Here is a 15194-nt window from a genome sequence, read left to right as displayed (position 1 = left end):
AGTTCACTCCGCAATCGGGGCCCCCGCTAGGGAGGATTCCAGCAACGCCTCCATGTCGACGTTCTCGTGCAGACGCGCGGCCCATCCGTCGATGGCGGAGTCGGTGTACAGGTCGCTGTACGCGAGCTCGTCGTTGGCCGGGATGATCCCGAGCGGCCGTATGCCCGACGTACGCGTCACGAGGGTCATCGTCCGGTGGAGGGCGCTCGATTCATGTGTGTTCGCCACGACGTATCCACGGACCATGGTTTGGACGTCGGCCGGCAGGCACTGGAAGGTCCCTATCAACGCGGCGGCGGCGCCTCCACCGGAGAACTCACTCACGAGAACAATGGCGGGCCGCAGTCGGCGAGCGACGGCTATGTTCGGCAAGTCCTGGTCCGCGGAGAGGACGATCGCACTGCCCGCGCCCTCGACCACGACATGGCGATGAGTGCTCACTAGGTGCTCCGCCGCGGAGTGGGCCGCCGCGACGATGTTGTCCCGCGTCCCGGGAGGCAACGACGCCAGGTCCACTGTGTCCTTGCACGGCACAGCCACGTTCGCCAGCCTCTCGCCGCGCAGGTGCAGGTCGCCCTGGCACGGGCCTGTCTGGCGTACGACGACTGGGCACTGCCGCGGGTCGGCGCCGACACGCGCGGCGAGGATGTGGTGCGGGAGGCCAAGGTCCATGGCGGGTGACTGTCTGATGTCACGATCGCGCAGCACGGTCACGGCCTTGTACGGCACGGCGTCGACGCCGTGGTTCGACAGGTACCGCAGCAGCGCGACGGACAGCAGGGTCTTCGACGAGAAGGCCCCGGTCCCCAGGAACATGGTGACGGCGGCGGGGTGCCTGAGCCTGTTCTCAGACATGGGGAATCACCGACGTGCCGCGTACCAGCCCGCCCCGATCGGTTCGGAACAGCCGTTCCAGGAAGGGAAGCTGCCATCGCTCAGTGTCGCCGTCCAGCGCTCCGTACTCGTCCAGCAGGTCGGTGCTGTCCGGGCGAAGCTCGGCGAGTCGGTCCTTGGGTACGGCGGTGGGATACAGCCACGCCACGTGTTGCAGGGCGAAGTAGACGACGGACGACGCCTGGTACTCGTATGCCTTCCGCACGACGTCCTCCCAGCCGCTAGCACGGCTCACCCGGTCGCCCATCAGGGCGATGTCGAGGAATTTGAGCAGGTGGAGGTCGGCGCCGGCCTCGATGTAGTAACGGGCCGTCGCCTCCTTGTGGAAGTGCGCGCAGAGGTCGAGCATCTGGTCGGACAGCGACAAGGTGAAGGTCTGCCTTCCGAAGAGCCGCGCTGACCGGCGCCGGGCGAGCAGGTCACCGACCGCCGAGCCGGACGTAGGGCGGTGCTGGAACACATCGAGGCAGAGATCGATGGCGAAGACGTCCACGCCCAGGCGGTTCCCCGGCTTGTGGAAGGGGAGCTCGTTGTTCACGTGCAGGCGCCAGAAGGCGCGCGTCCGGCGGTCGAACGGCTCGACGACGGTACCGGTCGCCGTGGGGTGTCCCTGAGCGTAGCCATGAGCGCGGAGTACCTGTCCCACGCCGTCGACGTCGTCGCGTCTCAGCAGGAGGTCCAGATCGTTCATGCGGCGCAGTCCCGGGTCTTTGTAGAGTCCCTCCGCAAGAGCTGGCCCCTTGCGGACTGCGTAGGGGATGCCCGAGGCGGTCAGGTCGTCAAGAACCGGCCCGAACTCCTCCCCGAGTGCTTCGTTGCGTAGCCGGTTTCCCTGGTACACGGCGGCGTAGGTGTCGAAGTGGGGGATCAGCGGCTTGCCGTCCCCGCTGTGGTGCAGGCGGTGACGGGCTATGTGATGTCCGATCAGCGGCAACACCTTGTGACGGCCCGCCTGGTCGATGAAGAAGCCCCAGTCGAAGCGTTCCCGGTGGTCGCGCAGGTGCTGTCGGCACGCTTCCACCTGTTCGGGGAGCAGCCGGAGCCAGGTCAGGGCGAGCAGCAGATCACTCTCCGGACGGGCAGTCCGTCTCTCCAGGGCGGAGACCGGGGCTCTCATGGACGTTCCCCTTCTGCCCAGAGCAGTCGAGCGGTGCCGCTGCTCAGGTACAACCCTTCCTGCCTCGCCTTTGCGATGCGCGCCTTGGCGCCGGTTCCCGGCAGGGTGAAATCCCCCGCGCCCGGGGAGTCGAGGACTTGCCTCAGGGTCTCGCCTCGCACGTAGAAGTCGCTCAGAGCCGTGGTGGCCCTCAGGTTGATCGTGAGGAAGAAGTCGGCCTTGTTGGGGAACGCGTCAGCCTTGCGTGTCCCGACCACCTGGTGAGGAGCGGGGCCGTCGACGACCGGCCCGGCGAGCATCGCGGCCAGGAGGGAGAGAAGGGCGCCCTTGTGATCGTCGCGCAGAGGCAACAGGCCACCGTCGAGGGCGGCTCGCGCATCGCGCGTGGGGAGGCCGTCGGTGTCGACCGCGGTGCCGGACGGCAGCGGTTCCCCGGCCTCCGCTCTGCGCAGCAGCTCGCTGCGTGTCATCGCGGCGGTGGAGAAATCCGCGACCACCGGACCTTGGGCGCTCGGCCAGGCGTACGCGATGGGGTTGGTGCCGAAGATCGCTTTGGTCCCTGCCATGGTGATCACCCCGGGTTCGGAGGCGCTCACCACCAGTCCGAAGGAGTCATCTCCGGCGCATCCCTCTGCCAAGGGTCCCAGGGTTCCCTGGTGTCCGCTCGCGCACAGTCCGACCACCCCGACACCGCAGGAGGCCGCCATGCTGCGGGCCTGGGCCACGGCTTCTGCGGCGGCGGGCGGCCCGAGGCCGTTGTCGCCGTTGAGGATGGCGACGGCCGACGACTTCCGTACGATGGTCCGCTTGGGTGCGGGGTTGAGCGTACCTCGGCGCAGCATCGCGATCATCTGCGGCAGCCGCTCCACCCCATGAGCGAAGTGACCTCGTAGACTTCCGTCGACCAAGTGCCGTGCGGTCAGGGCCGCGTCGTCCACTGGGACGTGGTGGGAGACCAGGACCCGGGTGGCGGCCCCCTCCACCTCCTCAGCGCTGGCGCGGACGTTCTGCTCGCCGACTCCTTCCCACCATTTGTCGTCGCACACCGCTGTCAACACGACTCCAGACGCAGCGACAACGCGTTGCCCGGGGTGGCTTCCAGCCCTTGCACATAGGCCAGCAGCCCGTCGAGTGAGGCCATGTCCGTGGGGCAGTCGGTCATCCGGTCCGCCGAGATGAGGTCCGTCAGGAATGTCCGCATCGCATGCATGGAGACCCGCATCAGCTGGTTGGCGCAGATCACGCCGGCCACACCATGTTCGCCCGCGTCACGGAACGACAGCGTGGGATAGGTCGTCGGAATCACGATGAGCGGAATACGCCGCGCCCACGCCTTGGCGAAGGCCAGCACCTCCTGCCCGTCCGTGGACTTGGAGTGCACGACGAGCGCGTCTGCCCCGGCCTCCTCATAGACGTGCGCCCGGCCCAGGACCTCGTCCATCGACTCACCCGCGATGAACCCCTCCGTGCGGGCCACGACCAGGAACTCACGGTTGCGGCGCGCACTCGTCGCGGCCTCCAGCTTCTCCGCTAAGACTTCGGGCGCTTCCAGGGGGTAAGGCTGGCCGTCGGCGAAGCTGTTCCGGCGGGGGAATGACTTGTCCTCCAGACAGATGCCGTCGACGCCCCGGCTCTCCAGCAGGCGTACCACGTGCCGGACGACGGTGACGTCCCCGAAGCCGGTGTTGCCGTCCACCAGGATGGGGAGGCAGGTTCCACGCCGTATGTCTTCAGCGCGCCGGAGCAGCGTCTCGTAAGTGACGGCCTCTCCGTCGGGGAGCGCCTTGGACGCCGATATGCAAAGACCACTCGCCCACAGGGCCACCGCGCCCGACCGCTCGGCGAGGTGTCCGGACAAGCCGTCGTAGACACCGATGAACCGGATGGGCTCATCGGCGGAGTGAAGGTGATGGCGTAGCGATGTCATGCTGCCTCCGAAGCCGGTCCCCTGCACTCAGCCACAAGCGCATTCGGACTGGGAACCGCCGCACGAGCAGCCTTTCGTGGCACTGGTCTCCACGCCCATGCCCGCGCTGACGATGTTCTGGGCAGTGCAGTTCTGGTCCTTCGCCGCGGACCTGAACTCGCTGTAGGCGAGGGGATCGCTCCACATCTCCACGAAGTCGGCGTCGCGGATGTTGCCCAGGACGTGCTGGCGGTCGTCCGGCGCGCCCACCAGGTAACTGCACGGATAGATGTCGCCGTTCGTGGACAGGTAGCCGGCCGCGTCGCCGCAGGCGCACTTGATGACGTACGCCGAGTGACCCGCTGGGAAGTCCTCCTCCAGCACATAGACCGGCTCGGGCAGGCCCAACCGCGTGGTGTTGCCGATGCTGCGGTCCAGCAGTGCCAGTTGCACGTCCCTGACCTGGTTCTTCTTCCGCAGTAGCAGTGCCTCGTTGTCCCGTGCCACTCCGGCCGCGAACATGGGCTTGGCCAGGAATGATCGTGCGTTGTACTCGCTGACCAGTTGGTACGTAGGAACCGTGTCCTGCTGGTTCTCCTCGGTGATGGTGTAGCGGGCTTCGACGGCCATACCGATGTCTCGCGCATCGCGCAGGGAGCGCAGCGCGTCCCGCATCGCGCCTTTGCGGCCCCGGAAGGCGTCCACCCGCTCCTCGTCGACACCGTCGAGGCTCAGGTGGAGGATGAGTTGATCCAGATCGGCACCGCAGACTTCCGCGATCTGGGCCATGCGCACCTGCCCCGAACCGCTGGTGTTCAGTTGCACGGTCAGACCGCGGTCGAGTGCATGGCGCAGCACGACCTTGGTGCGCGGCCACACGGGATGCAGGAGGGCCTCACCGCCGGTGATGGTGACCTTCTGTAGTTCCATCTCGTCAACGAGCCGGTCGATGAAAGAGGTGATCTCCTCCAGGGTGAGCTGACTCGACTCCAGCAGCGTGCGGTACTTGGTGCGGTTCAACTCGGGGACGTAGCAGTGCTGGCAGCGGAGATTGCAGTAATAGGAGACGGCAATGCGCATGTGGTCGATGCGTCGCTTCGTCGCGACACGAGTCGCTAACGGGCTCGCTTCTTGAGACATGGCTATGCTCCCTTCGATGGCCTTTACTGACGCCGCAGAGCCCGCGCACAGGAGAAATTAACCGCCCTGCGCGGATGCATGGAGCAGGAGAGCAGGGCGCCGAACATACAACCGCGCCCACACGGTTCCACAACAAGGAACGCTCACCACGCTAGGCGCGGAAATTCTCAAATGTCAACCATGCAAGCGCTGCCGATCCAGCCGCGACAAAGGCGTATACCAATGGAGAGCGACCAGAAATCGAAGCGCATCGACTAGCAAACCACCCATAAGCGACATCAAGCGCACCCCGTCACAGCCCCTTGCCCTGCGTCCGCATCGCCCTTAGCGTGAAGGGCGGAAGCGCTTCGACTGAGCTGAAACGCGAAGCAGCTTCCTGCCGGCCTCACCGCCGAAAAGGTTTCGATAGAACGCAGCCAGACGACCTGCAGCCGATCCATCTCTTCAGGTCATCCGGTTGCTCGCGCGATTTACTTCACCAACAGCGCGTGAGTGGAGGGAGAGGGCGACGTTCGAAGGGGAATCACACGCGCGGAAAGTATCCACCAGTACGCCTCGACCATGTGCGAGCAGCCCACTCCGCGCCGTGCTCTTTGTGGAGAACGAGCTGCTGAGGCTGGGACTGGAAGGGATGCTCCAGACATTACCAGCGGTAAATCTGCGTGATTCATGCACGTCCGTGGATGAGCTGAACCTCAGGCTGACGCACGCTCCAGTCGATGTGCTAGTCGTCTCGAGTTCCAACCGCGTCCCGCTGTCGGCAGAGATGACCAAAAGTGCCCTGTCTCCACCACGCACCCTGATGATCCTGGATGTGCGGTCCGATATGTGGCTGGATGTGACTCATTCTCCAGCGGACGGCTACCTGCTCCACGAGAATCTGACCGCCGAGTCTCTGCACCAGGCCCTGTCCCAACTGGCATCCGACCAGATGCCCATGCCACGGGGGCTCGGCAGACAGCTGTTGGACCGGGTCCGGGATAATCCGCCCGCCATCGCAGCCTCGGTGACGGTGCGCGAGCGGGACGTACTCCAGCATGTGGCCGACGGGCTGAGCAACCGGCAGATCGCCCAGAAGCTCGGCATCTCGCACCACAGCGTGAAGCGCCTGGTCAGCAGTCTGCTGTTGAAGCTGGGAGCCGCCAACCGCGCGGGTGCCGTTATGGCGGCACTTGAATTGGGCCTTCTCTCCGCCAGCGTTCCTCGATCAGCCCAGTCGTTGGACAGGTGACCACGGCCGTATGAGCAGGGCACCTCTGATCCACGAGACCATGGCCCAAGCGGCCCGCAGACGGCCCTCAGCGACCGCGGTCAGAGATGAGACCGGGGCCTGGACCTACCGACAGCTTGACCGCTTCAGCCGCTCGGTCTGCGCCTGGCTGAGCGCTCAGGGCATCCGCAGGGGAGAGCGCGTCCTGGTCCGCATTCCCAACTCACGAGCTGCGGTCGGGTTGTTATACGGGGTCATCCGGTACGGAGCCATCTGCGTCCCGGTGAACCCGGACGTGCGGCCGTACCACCTCAAATCGATACTGACGGACTGTGAACCAGCCCTGGTAATCAAAGCCAGCGACGCCGACGAGGCATCCGTTGGTGCCGACGTCCCCGCGACGGACATCGACCAACTCTCACGACACCTTCCGGAACCGCTTCCCGAGCGCGAGTCGGACAGGGCGAGGGCAACGGACATCGCCCTGCTCATGTACACCTCCGGGTCCACGTCCTCTCCCAAGGCGGTCGTCTGCCGACACGCCCAGATCGCCTTCGCTGCCTCCGTCGTCGCGGAGCGGCTGGCCTACCAGGAGGACGATGTCGTCTACTGCCGGCTTCCGTTCTCCTTCGACTACGGCCTATACCAGGTATTCCTGTGCGCGCTGGCCTCTGCGGAGCTAGCTGTGACGGGCCGTCAGCCGGAGGCGGCGGTTCTGGGGTACGCCAGCAAGTACCGCGCGACCGTGCTGCCGCTGGTGCCCACCCTGGCTCATGTCCTGGTCAGACTCGCGCGCCGAAGCTCGGTCCGGCCACCGGTTCGCCTACTGACCAACACGGGTGCCGAGTTGTCGCCCTCCACCGCGGCACAGCTCCGCGCGTTGTTCTCAGGCTCGTCTCTGGTCCTTATGTACGGCATGACAGAGTGCAAGCGAGTGACGATCGCCGAGACCGATGACGATGTGCGCCATCCGGGCAGCGTCGGTACCGCCCTGCCCGGCACCTACGTCGATGTCGTAAGCGACACTGGGGCCATACTCCCGCCCGGACAGCCCGGCCAGATCGTCGTAAGGGGACCGCACCTGATGGACGGTTACTGGCGTGCCCCCGAGGAGACGGCCCGGCGTTACGGACTGCATCCCGCCACAGGCGAGCGGTGCCTGTTCACTGGCGATGTCGGCGTGCTCGATACGGAGGGCAGACTGACCTTCCTGGGGAGGCGGGACGAGATATTCAAGCGGCACGGCGTGCGGACGAGCACCGCCGAACTGGAAGGCGCGGCACTCGACATACCCGGGGTGTCCGAGGCGGCGGTCCTCCCCCCTGGCGCCGACGGCCTAGTCCACTTGTGGGTGAGTACTACGGACTCCCCCACTGACATCCTCCGAGCCCTTGGCGAACGTCTGGAACCCGCGAAGCTTCCCGACCACTGCTGGGTCTGCGACCGACTGCCGCACACGGTGCATGGCAAGGTCGACAAACAGCGGCTTCGGAGGGGTGAGTGGACGATCGCCTGAAGGAGTACGCGAGCCGCTACGGAACGCCGCTGTACGTCTACCAGTTGCAGGACGTCAGGAAGGCGGCAGCGGCTCTGCTGCGCATCCTGCCCGCTCCTTCCGCCCTCTACTACTCGGTGAAGGCCAACCCCCACCCTCTTATCCTCCATGAGCTGACACGACTCGGGCTGAGATCTGAGGTCAGCTCCACCGGCGAGATGCGGGCCGCCTTGGCCGCGGGCCAGGGCCCGTCGAACATCCTGTACACGGGGCCGGGCAAGAGGGTAGGCGACATCCGGGCGGCGGTTAGGGCCGGGCTGCGCCATTTCTCCGTGGAGTCGGACACCGAGCGCCGGCGCTTGGCCGACGCCGCCGCCAGGGAGGGCCGGGATGTCGAGTACCTGATCAGGATCAATGCGCTCGTGGGCGCGACGGGCGCCTCAGGGTTGCGCATGTCAGGGGTGCCTTCTCAGTTCGGCATCGACTACCGCCTCGCTCACTCCAGGCCCGAGGCGTTCCAGCCCTTGGGCCCGGCCCGGCCCGTGGGCGTTCACCTCTTCCCGGCTACGAACATGGCGGACCCCGCCTCTCTCATCGACGAGTTCACCCTCAGCATCGAAACGGCGGCTGTCCTGGTAGAGAAGGTGGGGCTGGACGCGTCACTGATCGACCTCGGCGGCGGATTCGCAGCGCCGTTTGCCCAGCCAGGAGACCGTCCCGACTACCCGGGGCTGCGGACCGCCCTCGAACAACAACTGAGCCGGCGCTTCGCCGGTTGGCGTGACGGTGAGCCGACTGTGGCTTTCGAGTCGGGGCGCTATCTGGTCGCGGCCTGCGGAACTCTGCTGACCACGGTCCTGGATGTCAAGACGAGCGGCGACAGGACGTTTGTGGTCCTGGACGCGGGAACGCACGTGCTCGGCGGGATGTCAGGGCTGGGTAGGATCATGCCCCCGTCCGTGCTGCCCTGGTCACCGCCGAGTGCCGGGGAGCAGGGCGACGCGCGGTCCGTGAGCCTGGTGGGACCGTTGTGCACACCACTCGACGTGCTCAACCGGTCGGCCGTCGTGAGAGTGCCGGCGCCCGGAGATCTGCTGTGCGTTCCCAATGTGGGCGCCTATGGGCTTACCGCCAGCCTGCTGGCCTTCCTCGGACATCCGCTCGCGGCGGAAATCGTTGTCGACGGGAACACGGTGGTGGACGCCCGCAGATTGGAACTGTGTGAGACACGCTTAGGAGGTCGCGGCACATGACGGATTCAGCGCCCTGGGACTCGACGTTCGAGCGTCTGCTGCGTCCCTTCCTACGCTCGTTCCCGGAGGAGGCATCCCTACAGCCGGACCAGAACTTGACAACCGCGGGCTTGGACTCCATGGGCAGCGTGGAGCTGCTGCTGACCCTCGAGGACCATTACGCCATCCAGATCCCGGACGAGTTGTTACAGGCGAGCACCTTCGCCACTGCGGGCGCCCTCTGGAAAGTGGTCAGTGAACTGAGTGCCGGGGGGTGGCGGGGATGACAGCTGTGGATCGCTTGCCCAGCGACGTCATGACCGCTGTGCTGGCTGAGGTGCGTGCGTACGCCGCGCAGGCTGACGCGGAGGCCTCGTTTCCCGCCCGCAGCCTAAAGGTGTTGCGCGACTCGGGCCTGCTGGGGTTCCTCGTGCCCACCTCGTACGGCGGTTGGGAGCAGGATGTCCGGGCCATGGTGGTGGCAGCCCAGCAACTGGCCGGGGCCTGTCTCAGCACGGCCTCCGTGTGGGTGATGCACTGCCAGCAGGTCGACGCCCTGGTCCGGTACGCCACACCGGCGCTCAAGGAGCGGGTGCTTCCCTCCGTCGCGCGCGGCGACATCTACTTGGCGTCGGTGACCACCGAGGCCGTAAAGGGATGGAGCTTCCTCACCGCCCGCTCGCCGCTGGTCCCCCGACCGGACGGCTACCACCTGGACAGACAGGCTCCCGTGGTCAGCGGCGGGGCACACGCCGATGGTTTCCTGCTGACGATGCGGGCCTCACCACATGCCCCGGACCACGCCGTCTCACTGGTGTACGTGGGCCGCGACCAGGTGACCGTTGAACACACCCGTAACTGGAACACGCTCGGAATGCGCGGCATGGAGAACGTCGCTCTCCGACTCACCGGCACCGTGCCTGGGCACCAGGTAGTGGGAGACGCTGCGGGGTTCCACGTGGTGGCGGCCGAAAGCAGCATCCCGCTTGCTCACCTCGGTCTCTCCGCCTGCTGGCTGGGTGCCGCCCGGGAGGCGTTCGGTGCTCTCCTCCGACACCTGCGCAGCCCGCAGCGCGGCGGAGGCCCTGACATCTCGTCCGACCTGGTCCGGGAGCGGCTCGCCCGCATCCGCCTCGACCTGGAGCTGGTCCACGCGTATTTGCTGCGGGTGGCCGACGAGATCGTCGAACTGCGTGACACCGCTCGCTCCCTCAGCACAGGGGTGACGCAGATTCATGTGAATTCCCTGAAGCTGGCCGCGTCGGACCTGTGTTTCCGCGCGGTGGACCGCATGGTGGATCTCGCCGGGCTGTCCGTCGGTTACTCCACCGACTCCCCCGTGCCTCTCGAGCGACACCTGCGGGACCTGCGCTCGGCCAGCCTGAACTATGCGAACGACCGTCTGTGGACCGTCAACGGTGCACTCAGCCTCGTGGACACCGCAGTGTCCCTGGCATGACGGAAGTCGACGCTGGAAGGCCAACCCGATGGAGACCGTTACATGTACACACTCGGTGTCAATCTGAGCCACGACCGTGCCGCCTGCCTGCTAAAGGACGCACGGATCGTGGCCGCGGTGGAGGAAGAGCGGCTGGACCGGTCAAAGCACTCCGAGGGCTACCTCGTCCACGGCCACTTCGAGAGGCTGTCGAGGGCCCTGCCGATGAAGGCGATCACTTACTGCCTGGACGCGGCCCGCATCGGCATCGACGACCTCGATATGGTCGTGGGCAACCGGCCGCTGGAGGATGGCGCCCGGGAGCACCTCCGGCAAGAGCTGCCGATACGCGACAAGAGCAAGATTCACAGCCTGCCGATGCCGTCACATCACCTCGCGCACGCCTACGCCGGGTACCTCGCCTCGCCGTTCGACGAAGCCGCGGTCCTGGTCGTCGACGGCCTGGGCAGCACAGTACCGGGCGCGGGGCGCACCGAGAAGCACACCATCTTCGACGGCGAGGGGACCTCGCTGCGACGGGTGCACGCTGAGACCCTGCCGGAGGGCTGGAAGGACGTGGGGCTCGGGCTCTTCTACAGCTTCTTCTCCGCGAAGCTCGGTTTCGTCACGCCCTGGGGACACCCCGAATACGGTGACTTCGGCTGCGGCGGCTACACCGAGCCCGGCAAGACCATGGGCCTGGCACCGTACGGCCGCCCCCGTCCCGAGTGGCAGCGGCTGGTCACGGTCAAGGCCGGTGATGTGGTGGTGCGAACCGAGGACATGGAGCAGGCATGGGAGGCCTGGTCCGCCTCTCAGGGAGACGGCTACGACGCCAGGCGGAAGGGCTCCTGGCGACACCAGTTCACCAAGGACATCGCCTTCAAGGTCCAGGCCGAGACCGAGGAAGCGCTGCTGGAGCTCGCCCGGTACGCCTATGAGGTGACCGGTCGCAGCAAGCTCTGCCTCACCGGCGGGGTCGCCCTAAACTCCGTGGCCAACCAGCGCATCGTCGCCGAGGGCCCTTTCGCCGAGGTCTACCTTCTGCCACCGGGCGGTGACGCAGGCACTGCCATCGGAGCCGCTTACTACGGTTACTACGCGATCGCGGGCGGCACCGAACGACACCCTGTGCGCTCGGCTTCGACCGGCCGTGTCTACCCAGAGCAGGAGATCGAGCAGGCCGTGCAGGCGGTCGGCGGGCGGGTCGAGTCGCGCCGGGCCACGGTCGCCGAGGTCGCCGGCCTCCTGGCTCAGCACCGTGTCGTCGGTTGGTTCCAAGGCGGCTCGGAGATCGGGCCGCGGGCCCTCGGCCACCGGAGCATACTCGCCGATCCGCGTCATCCCGAGATGCGCGACTACCTGAACGAGGTCGTTAAACACCGCGAACCTTTCCGGCCGTTCGCGCCCTCGGTCCTTAGAGAGGATGCGGACGACTGGTTCGACATGCGGGGTGACAGCCCGTTCATGCTGCTCGTCCCCGATGTCCTGGAGCATCGCCGGAGGCAGGTCCCGGCCATCACCCACGTCGACGGTACGGCCCGGGTCCAGACTGTCGAGTCAGACGTCAACCCCCGCTATCACGAGCTGATTTCGCGCTTCGCCGAGCTCACTGAGGTGCCACTGGTGCTGAACACCTCGTACAACGACGCAGGTGAGCCCATCGTGGAGACCCCTGCGGACGCCGTCAGGACGTTCCTGAACACCGAACTCGATCACCTCTACATCGGCGATCTGCTGCTCACAAAGCCGGGTAGGCGGCTCCCGGACCGGCATCCGAGCCGACGGCCCTTGGCGTGAAGGGTCACAGTACGGCGGCCTTGAACCACTCGATCGTCCGCCGCAGTCCTTCCTCAAGCGACACCGTCGGTGACCAGCCGAGCAGTTCACGTGCGTAGGAGATATCAGGCTTACGGCGCACCGGATCGTCTTGCATCGCCGGGCCGTAGCTGATCTCGGTTTCCGCCTCCGAGATGTCGGCCACCAGCCGCGCCAGCTCAAGGATGGTCACCTCGGTCGGATTACCCAGGTTGATCGGGCCCGCGTGATCCGATTCGAGGGCGTGAACGAGACCGGTGACCAAGTCGTCCACATAGCAGAAGGACCGTGTCTGTGTGCCCGTGCCGTAGACCGTCAGACGCTCACCCCTGAGCGCCTGGGTGACGAAGGCCGGAACGGCACGGCCATCGTTCGTGCGCATCCGTGGACCGTACGTGTTGAAAATGCGTACGATGCCGGCGGACAGGCCGTGGTAGCGCAGGTAGGTCATAGTGGCCGACTCGCCGAAGCGCTTTCCTTCGTCGTATACGGAGCGCGGGCCCACGGGATTCACACGACCCCAGTAATTCTCCGGCTGCGGATGCACTTCCGGGTCGCCATACGTCTCACTTGTGGACGCGTACAGGAATCGCGCGCCCTTCTCCTGTGCAAAGGTGAGTGCGTTGAGCGTGCCGAGTGAGCAGGCTCTGAGCGTCTCCAGCGGAAGTCTCAGATAGTCCTGGGGGCTTGCCGGACAGGCGAGATGAGCCACTGCGGTCACAGGAGCGTGACACCAGACTTTTTCCGTGACGTCCATTTCGAGCAACGTAAAATGCGGGTCCTCAAGGCAGCGGGATAGGTTCTCCATGGAGCCGGTACTGAAATTATCCATGCACGTCACCTCGTATCCGCGTTCGAGGAGTCGCTCGCACAGATGGGAGCCGAGGAATCCCGCCCCACCGGTGACCACGATGTGACGCCTCTCCCTTCCAGGTTCGTGCTGCGCCCAGGACATGGGATCAACCTCCAGATTCTCAAATGGCGCGAGCCGTTGACTCACATAACAGGGGCGAGATCCTCCAACCGCTGACCCGCCACGTATTCAGGCACGGAATCGAAGGGGTTACCATCGACCTCCAGCTCGACCAGATTCGTGAATTCATCCAGCCAGTCAGGCAGTGTGGTCAGAGACGCGTGGGAGATCTTCAGCCACACAAGGTCGGTCAGATCAGAAAGGCGCTCGGGCAACCGTTTCAAGGGGTTGAAGCTGAGGCCGAGCCAGGTAAGACCGACGAGTCGGGAGAAACCCTCCGGGAGATCGGTGAGCTGGTTCCCGCGCAGGTCGAGCCTCGTGAGAGACGAGAGGCCCAGCAGGCATTCAGGGACTTCCGTGAGAGTGTTTTCACTGACGTCCAGACAGGTTAGCGAGTTCAGCGCACTGAAGCTCCTGGGAAGGTCTGATATCTGGTTGCCCCCGAAATCCAGGCGCCGTAGCCCACTGAGCCTGGACAACTCTTCGGGAAGCCTTCGAATCTCATTTCCGTTCACGACGAGACGCGTCAGTTCAGTCAGCTCACCGAGCCACGCGGGAAGTTCTTTCAAGTGGTTGCAACCTAGTTGGATGACCGATAGATGCGAAAGCTTTCGCAGCGCGTGAGGGGCCTCGGTCAGGCGATTGCCGTCCAAGCGGACCACCGCTAGCTCTTCGCATTCTTCGAGCCAGTCAGGGATCGCAGCCAGGCGATTTCCCTGAAGGTCGAGCGTGGTCAGGAACGGAAGACAGAAGCGGGCGGCAGTCGGGATCTCGTCTATCTGATTCGTCGCGAGATTCAGACTGACCAGATCGCGCAGTTCGATGAGCTGCCGCGGGAACTCATGGAAGTCGTTTCCGCTGAGATCGACCAGGGTCACCCGTTCCAGTTCACGGGTTGATTCCGGAAGTTGAGTCAACTGGTTCCCGCCGGCCTCTAGCCAGGTCAGCGAACTCAGCTCACCGAGCCATTCGGGTAGCGCAGTTAGAGAATTTTCACTGATATCCAGCCAGGAGAGGCCGCGTAGGCTGCGGACCGCTTCCGGAAGATGGGTCAGTCCAAGGCCGGACAGGTCAAGGACCGACGATTCCGCCGCACGCTCTATCCGCTCGCGTAGGTAAGCGTCCATGCCCACCCCTCCGATTCATCGATGATCTGGTCCCATTGGGGATGATCGGCGTAGTCACGACCGCAGTGCGCGAGGCGCAGTCCGCGATCATTGACATCGATCCTGCCCTGGTGGGCGTCGAGGTGCGCGAGGGCCGCCCGTGCTTCCCTGATCAAGGCGTAGTGCTCCACCTGCCAGCGTCCGCTGCTCAGACTTTCCACGCGTTGACGCATACGCCGCACCACCGATTCGGTCCATTTGAAGTGGTGGACCTGGATGAAACCCTGCGAGCGCGGTAATCCGCGCCCGGCCACCGTTCCGTGGTGCCCCACGAGCAGTTCAACCCGGCCACGCGCGATCCCGGTCTTCAGGGGGAGCGCCTTCGAGATTCCCGTGCTGACCGAACCGGCCAGCGGGTAGCGTGCCCACAGCGGGGTCGCGTCTATTTCCACGAGGCGTCCGCCATCTCCGACACGGTCCAAGAAGCACCCGTTCACATGGTCGGCCCCTTGGTGCTCGCACTTCTCAAGAATCTCGTGAACCGGGTGGCTGTAGACGTGGAACTCGTCGACGTCGGCGACGATGTACCAGTCGTCCGGGCGGCGACTCATGGCGTATGCCTTGAGCCGCTGGTTGAGCTTGTCACGCCATGGCCCAAAATGCGAGTGAAAGGGCTTCACGTCGTTTTCTCGACAAATATCAAGGAGACGTGTGTACTGATCGCTCAGCGGCGATTCAGCATGGCACATTATACGGAAGGACTGCACCCCCAGACTCCGGTAATGTTCGATGAAGTGAGGCAGTAGGGGAGCGTCGCGCGCTCCGACCACGCTGACCACGTGCACAGGTGACGTTCTCGCCATGA

Annotated in this window: 14 protein-coding genes; 6 read left to right on the top strand and 8 right to left on the bottom strand. The window is 65.4% G+C overall.

Annotation, left to right across the window (positions count from 1 at the left end; translation table 11 throughout):
* Nucleotides 1-3 precede the first annotated feature (3 nt).
* Genes PBV52_RS36455 through PBV52_RS36435 form a run of 5 tightly spaced genes read right to left on the bottom strand, consistent with a single transcriptional unit; the run spans nucleotide 4 to nucleotide 4997 of the window.
* Nucleotides 4-855, bottom strand: a complete 852-nt coding sequence (locus tag PBV52_RS36455; RefSeq protein WP_274244409.1) for an AAA family ATPase — start codon at nucleotides 853-855, stop codon at nucleotides 4-6.
* The gene (locus PBV52_RS36450; protein ID WP_274244408.1) at nucleotides 848-2011 is read right to left on the bottom strand and encodes a nucleotidyltransferase family protein; all 1164 of its coding nucleotides are present in this window, start codon (nucleotides 2009-2011) and stop codon (nucleotides 848-850) included. The genes PBV52_RS36455 and PBV52_RS36450 overlap by 8 nt, the downstream gene beginning before the upstream one ends.
* On the bottom strand, nucleotides 2008-3069 hold the full coding sequence (locus tag PBV52_RS36445) for an Ldh family oxidoreductase (protein ID WP_274244407.1): 1062 nt from the start codon (nucleotides 3067-3069) through the stop codon (nucleotides 2008-2010). Before PBV52_RS36445 ends, PBV52_RS36450 begins: the two co-directional genes overlap by 4 nt.
* Nucleotides 3063-3938 (bottom strand): isocitrate lyase/phosphoenolpyruvate mutase family protein, encoded by an 876-nt coding sequence (locus PBV52_RS36440; protein WP_274244405.1) that lies wholly within the window; start codon nucleotides 3936-3938, stop codon nucleotides 3063-3065. The genes PBV52_RS36445 and PBV52_RS36440 overlap by 7 nt, the downstream gene beginning before the upstream one ends.
* A gap of 27 nt (nucleotides 3939-3965) precedes the next feature.
* Nucleotides 3966-4997, bottom strand: coding sequence for a radical SAM protein (locus tag PBV52_RS36435; protein ID WP_274244404.1), 1032 nt, complete (start codon nucleotides 4995-4997; stop codon nucleotides 3966-3968).
* A gap of 646 nt (nucleotides 4998-5643) precedes the next feature.
* On the opposite strand from PBV52_RS36435, the gene PBV52_RS36430 reads away from it, so the two are divergent.
* Genes PBV52_RS36430 through PBV52_RS36405 form a run of 6 tightly spaced genes read left to right on the top strand, consistent with a single transcriptional unit; the run spans nucleotide 5644 to nucleotide 12232 of the window.
* The gene (locus PBV52_RS36430; protein WP_274244403.1) at nucleotides 5644-6288 is read left to right on the top strand and encodes a response regulator transcription factor; all 645 of its coding nucleotides are present in this window, start codon (nucleotides 5644-5646) and stop codon (nucleotides 6286-6288) included.
* 10 nt (nucleotides 6289-6298) lie between these two features.
* Nucleotides 6299-7783 carry a class I adenylate-forming enzyme family protein gene (locus PBV52_RS36425; protein WP_274244400.1) on the top strand — a complete coding sequence of 495 codons (1485 nt, stop codon included), beginning with the start codon at nucleotides 6299-6301 and terminating at the stop codon, nucleotides 7781-7783.
* Entirely contained in the window at nucleotides 7768-9015 is a 1248-nt protein-coding gene (locus PBV52_RS36420) for a type III PLP-dependent enzyme (RefSeq protein WP_274244398.1), read from the top strand. The genes PBV52_RS36425 and PBV52_RS36420 overlap by 16 nt, the downstream gene beginning before the upstream one ends.
* Nucleotides 9012-9281 (top strand): phosphopantetheine-binding protein, encoded by a 270-nt coding sequence (locus PBV52_RS36415; RefSeq protein WP_274244396.1) that lies wholly within the window; start codon nucleotides 9012-9014, stop codon nucleotides 9279-9281. The genes PBV52_RS36420 and PBV52_RS36415 overlap by 4 nt, the downstream gene beginning before the upstream one ends.
* Entirely contained in the window at nucleotides 9278-10453 is a 1176-nt protein-coding gene (locus PBV52_RS36410; RefSeq protein WP_274244395.1) for an acyl-CoA dehydrogenase family protein, read from the top strand. The genes PBV52_RS36415 and PBV52_RS36410 overlap by 4 nt, the downstream gene beginning before the upstream one ends.
* Nucleotides 10454-10495: 42 nt before the next feature.
* A complete protein-coding gene (locus PBV52_RS36405) occupies nucleotides 10496-12232 on the top strand; it encodes a carbamoyltransferase C-terminal domain-containing protein (RefSeq protein ID WP_274244393.1) in 1737 nt (578 codons plus the stop codon).
* A gap of 4 nt (nucleotides 12233-12236) precedes the next feature.
* On the opposite strand, the gene PBV52_RS36400 is transcribed toward PBV52_RS36405, so the two are convergent.
* The 3 genes from PBV52_RS36400 to PBV52_RS36390 are packed head-to-tail and all read right to left on the bottom strand — an operon-like array spanning nucleotide 12237 to nucleotide 15192.
* A complete protein-coding gene (locus tag PBV52_RS36400; protein ID WP_274244390.1) occupies nucleotides 12237-13205 on the bottom strand; it encodes a UDP-glucuronic acid decarboxylase family protein in 969 nt (322 codons plus the stop codon).
* Nucleotides 13206-13246: 41 nt separating this feature from the next.
* Nucleotides 13247-14350, bottom strand: coding sequence for a leucine-rich repeat domain-containing protein (locus PBV52_RS36395; RefSeq protein ID WP_274244388.1), 1104 nt, complete (start codon nucleotides 14348-14350; stop codon nucleotides 13247-13249).
* Complete coding sequence (locus tag PBV52_RS36390; protein ID WP_274244386.1) at nucleotides 14323-15192, bottom strand: glycosyltransferase family 2 protein; 870 nt, start codon at nucleotides 15190-15192, stop codon at nucleotides 14323-14325. Before PBV52_RS36390 ends, PBV52_RS36395 begins: the two co-directional genes overlap by 28 nt.
* Nucleotides 15193-15194: the final 2 nt, after the last annotated feature.

Source organism: Streptomyces sp. T12 (assembly GCF_028736035.1).
Taxonomy (GTDB): domain Bacteria; phylum Actinomycetota; class Actinomycetes; order Streptomycetales; family Streptomycetaceae; genus Streptomyces.
The sequence above is the reverse complement of the archived record's forward strand: the minus strand, read 5'-3'. Positions and strand labels throughout refer to the sequence as shown.

Bases quoted from the DNA above. Each gene is read 5' to 3' on its own strand.
- PBV52_RS36455 (WP_274244409.1), bottom strand. From the start codon at position 855: ATGTCTGAGAACAGGCTCAGGCACCCCGCCGCCGTCACCATGTTCCTG.
- PBV52_RS36415 (WP_274244396.1), top strand. From the start codon at position 9,012: ATGACGGATTCAGCGCCCTGGGACTCGACGTTCGAGCGTCTGCTGCGT.
- PBV52_RS36435 (WP_274244404.1), bottom strand. From the start codon at position 4,997: ATGCGCATTGCCGTCTCCTATTACTGCAATCTCCGCTGCCAGCACTGC.
- PBV52_RS36390 (WP_274244386.1), bottom strand. From the start codon at position 15,192: ATGGCGAGAACGTCACCTGTGCACGTGGTCAGCGTGGTCGGAGCGCGC.
- PBV52_RS36395 (WP_274244388.1), bottom strand. From the start codon at position 14,350: ATGGACGCTTACCTACGCGAGCGGATAGAGCGTGCGGCGGAATCGTCG.
- PBV52_RS36440 (WP_274244405.1), bottom strand. From the start codon at position 3,938: ATGACATCGCTACGCCATCACCTTCACTCCGCCGATGAGCCCATCCGG.
- PBV52_RS36405 (WP_274244393.1), top strand. From the start codon at position 10,496: ATGTACACACTCGGTGTCAATCTGAGCCACGACCGTGCCGCCTGCCTG.
- PBV52_RS36450 (WP_274244408.1), bottom strand. From the start codon at position 2,011: ATGAGAGCCCCGGTCTCCGCCCTGGAGAGACGGACTGCCCGTCCGGAG.
- PBV52_RS36400 (WP_274244390.1), bottom strand. From the start codon at position 13,205: ATGTCCTGGGCGCAGCACGAACCTGGAAGGGAGAGGCGTCACATCGTG.
- PBV52_RS36425 (WP_274244400.1), top strand. From the start codon at position 6,299: ATGAGCAGGGCACCTCTGATCCACGAGACCATGGCCCAAGCGGCCCGC.
- PBV52_RS36410 (WP_274244395.1), top strand. From the start codon at position 9,278: ATGACAGCTGTGGATCGCTTGCCCAGCGACGTCATGACCGCTGTGCTG.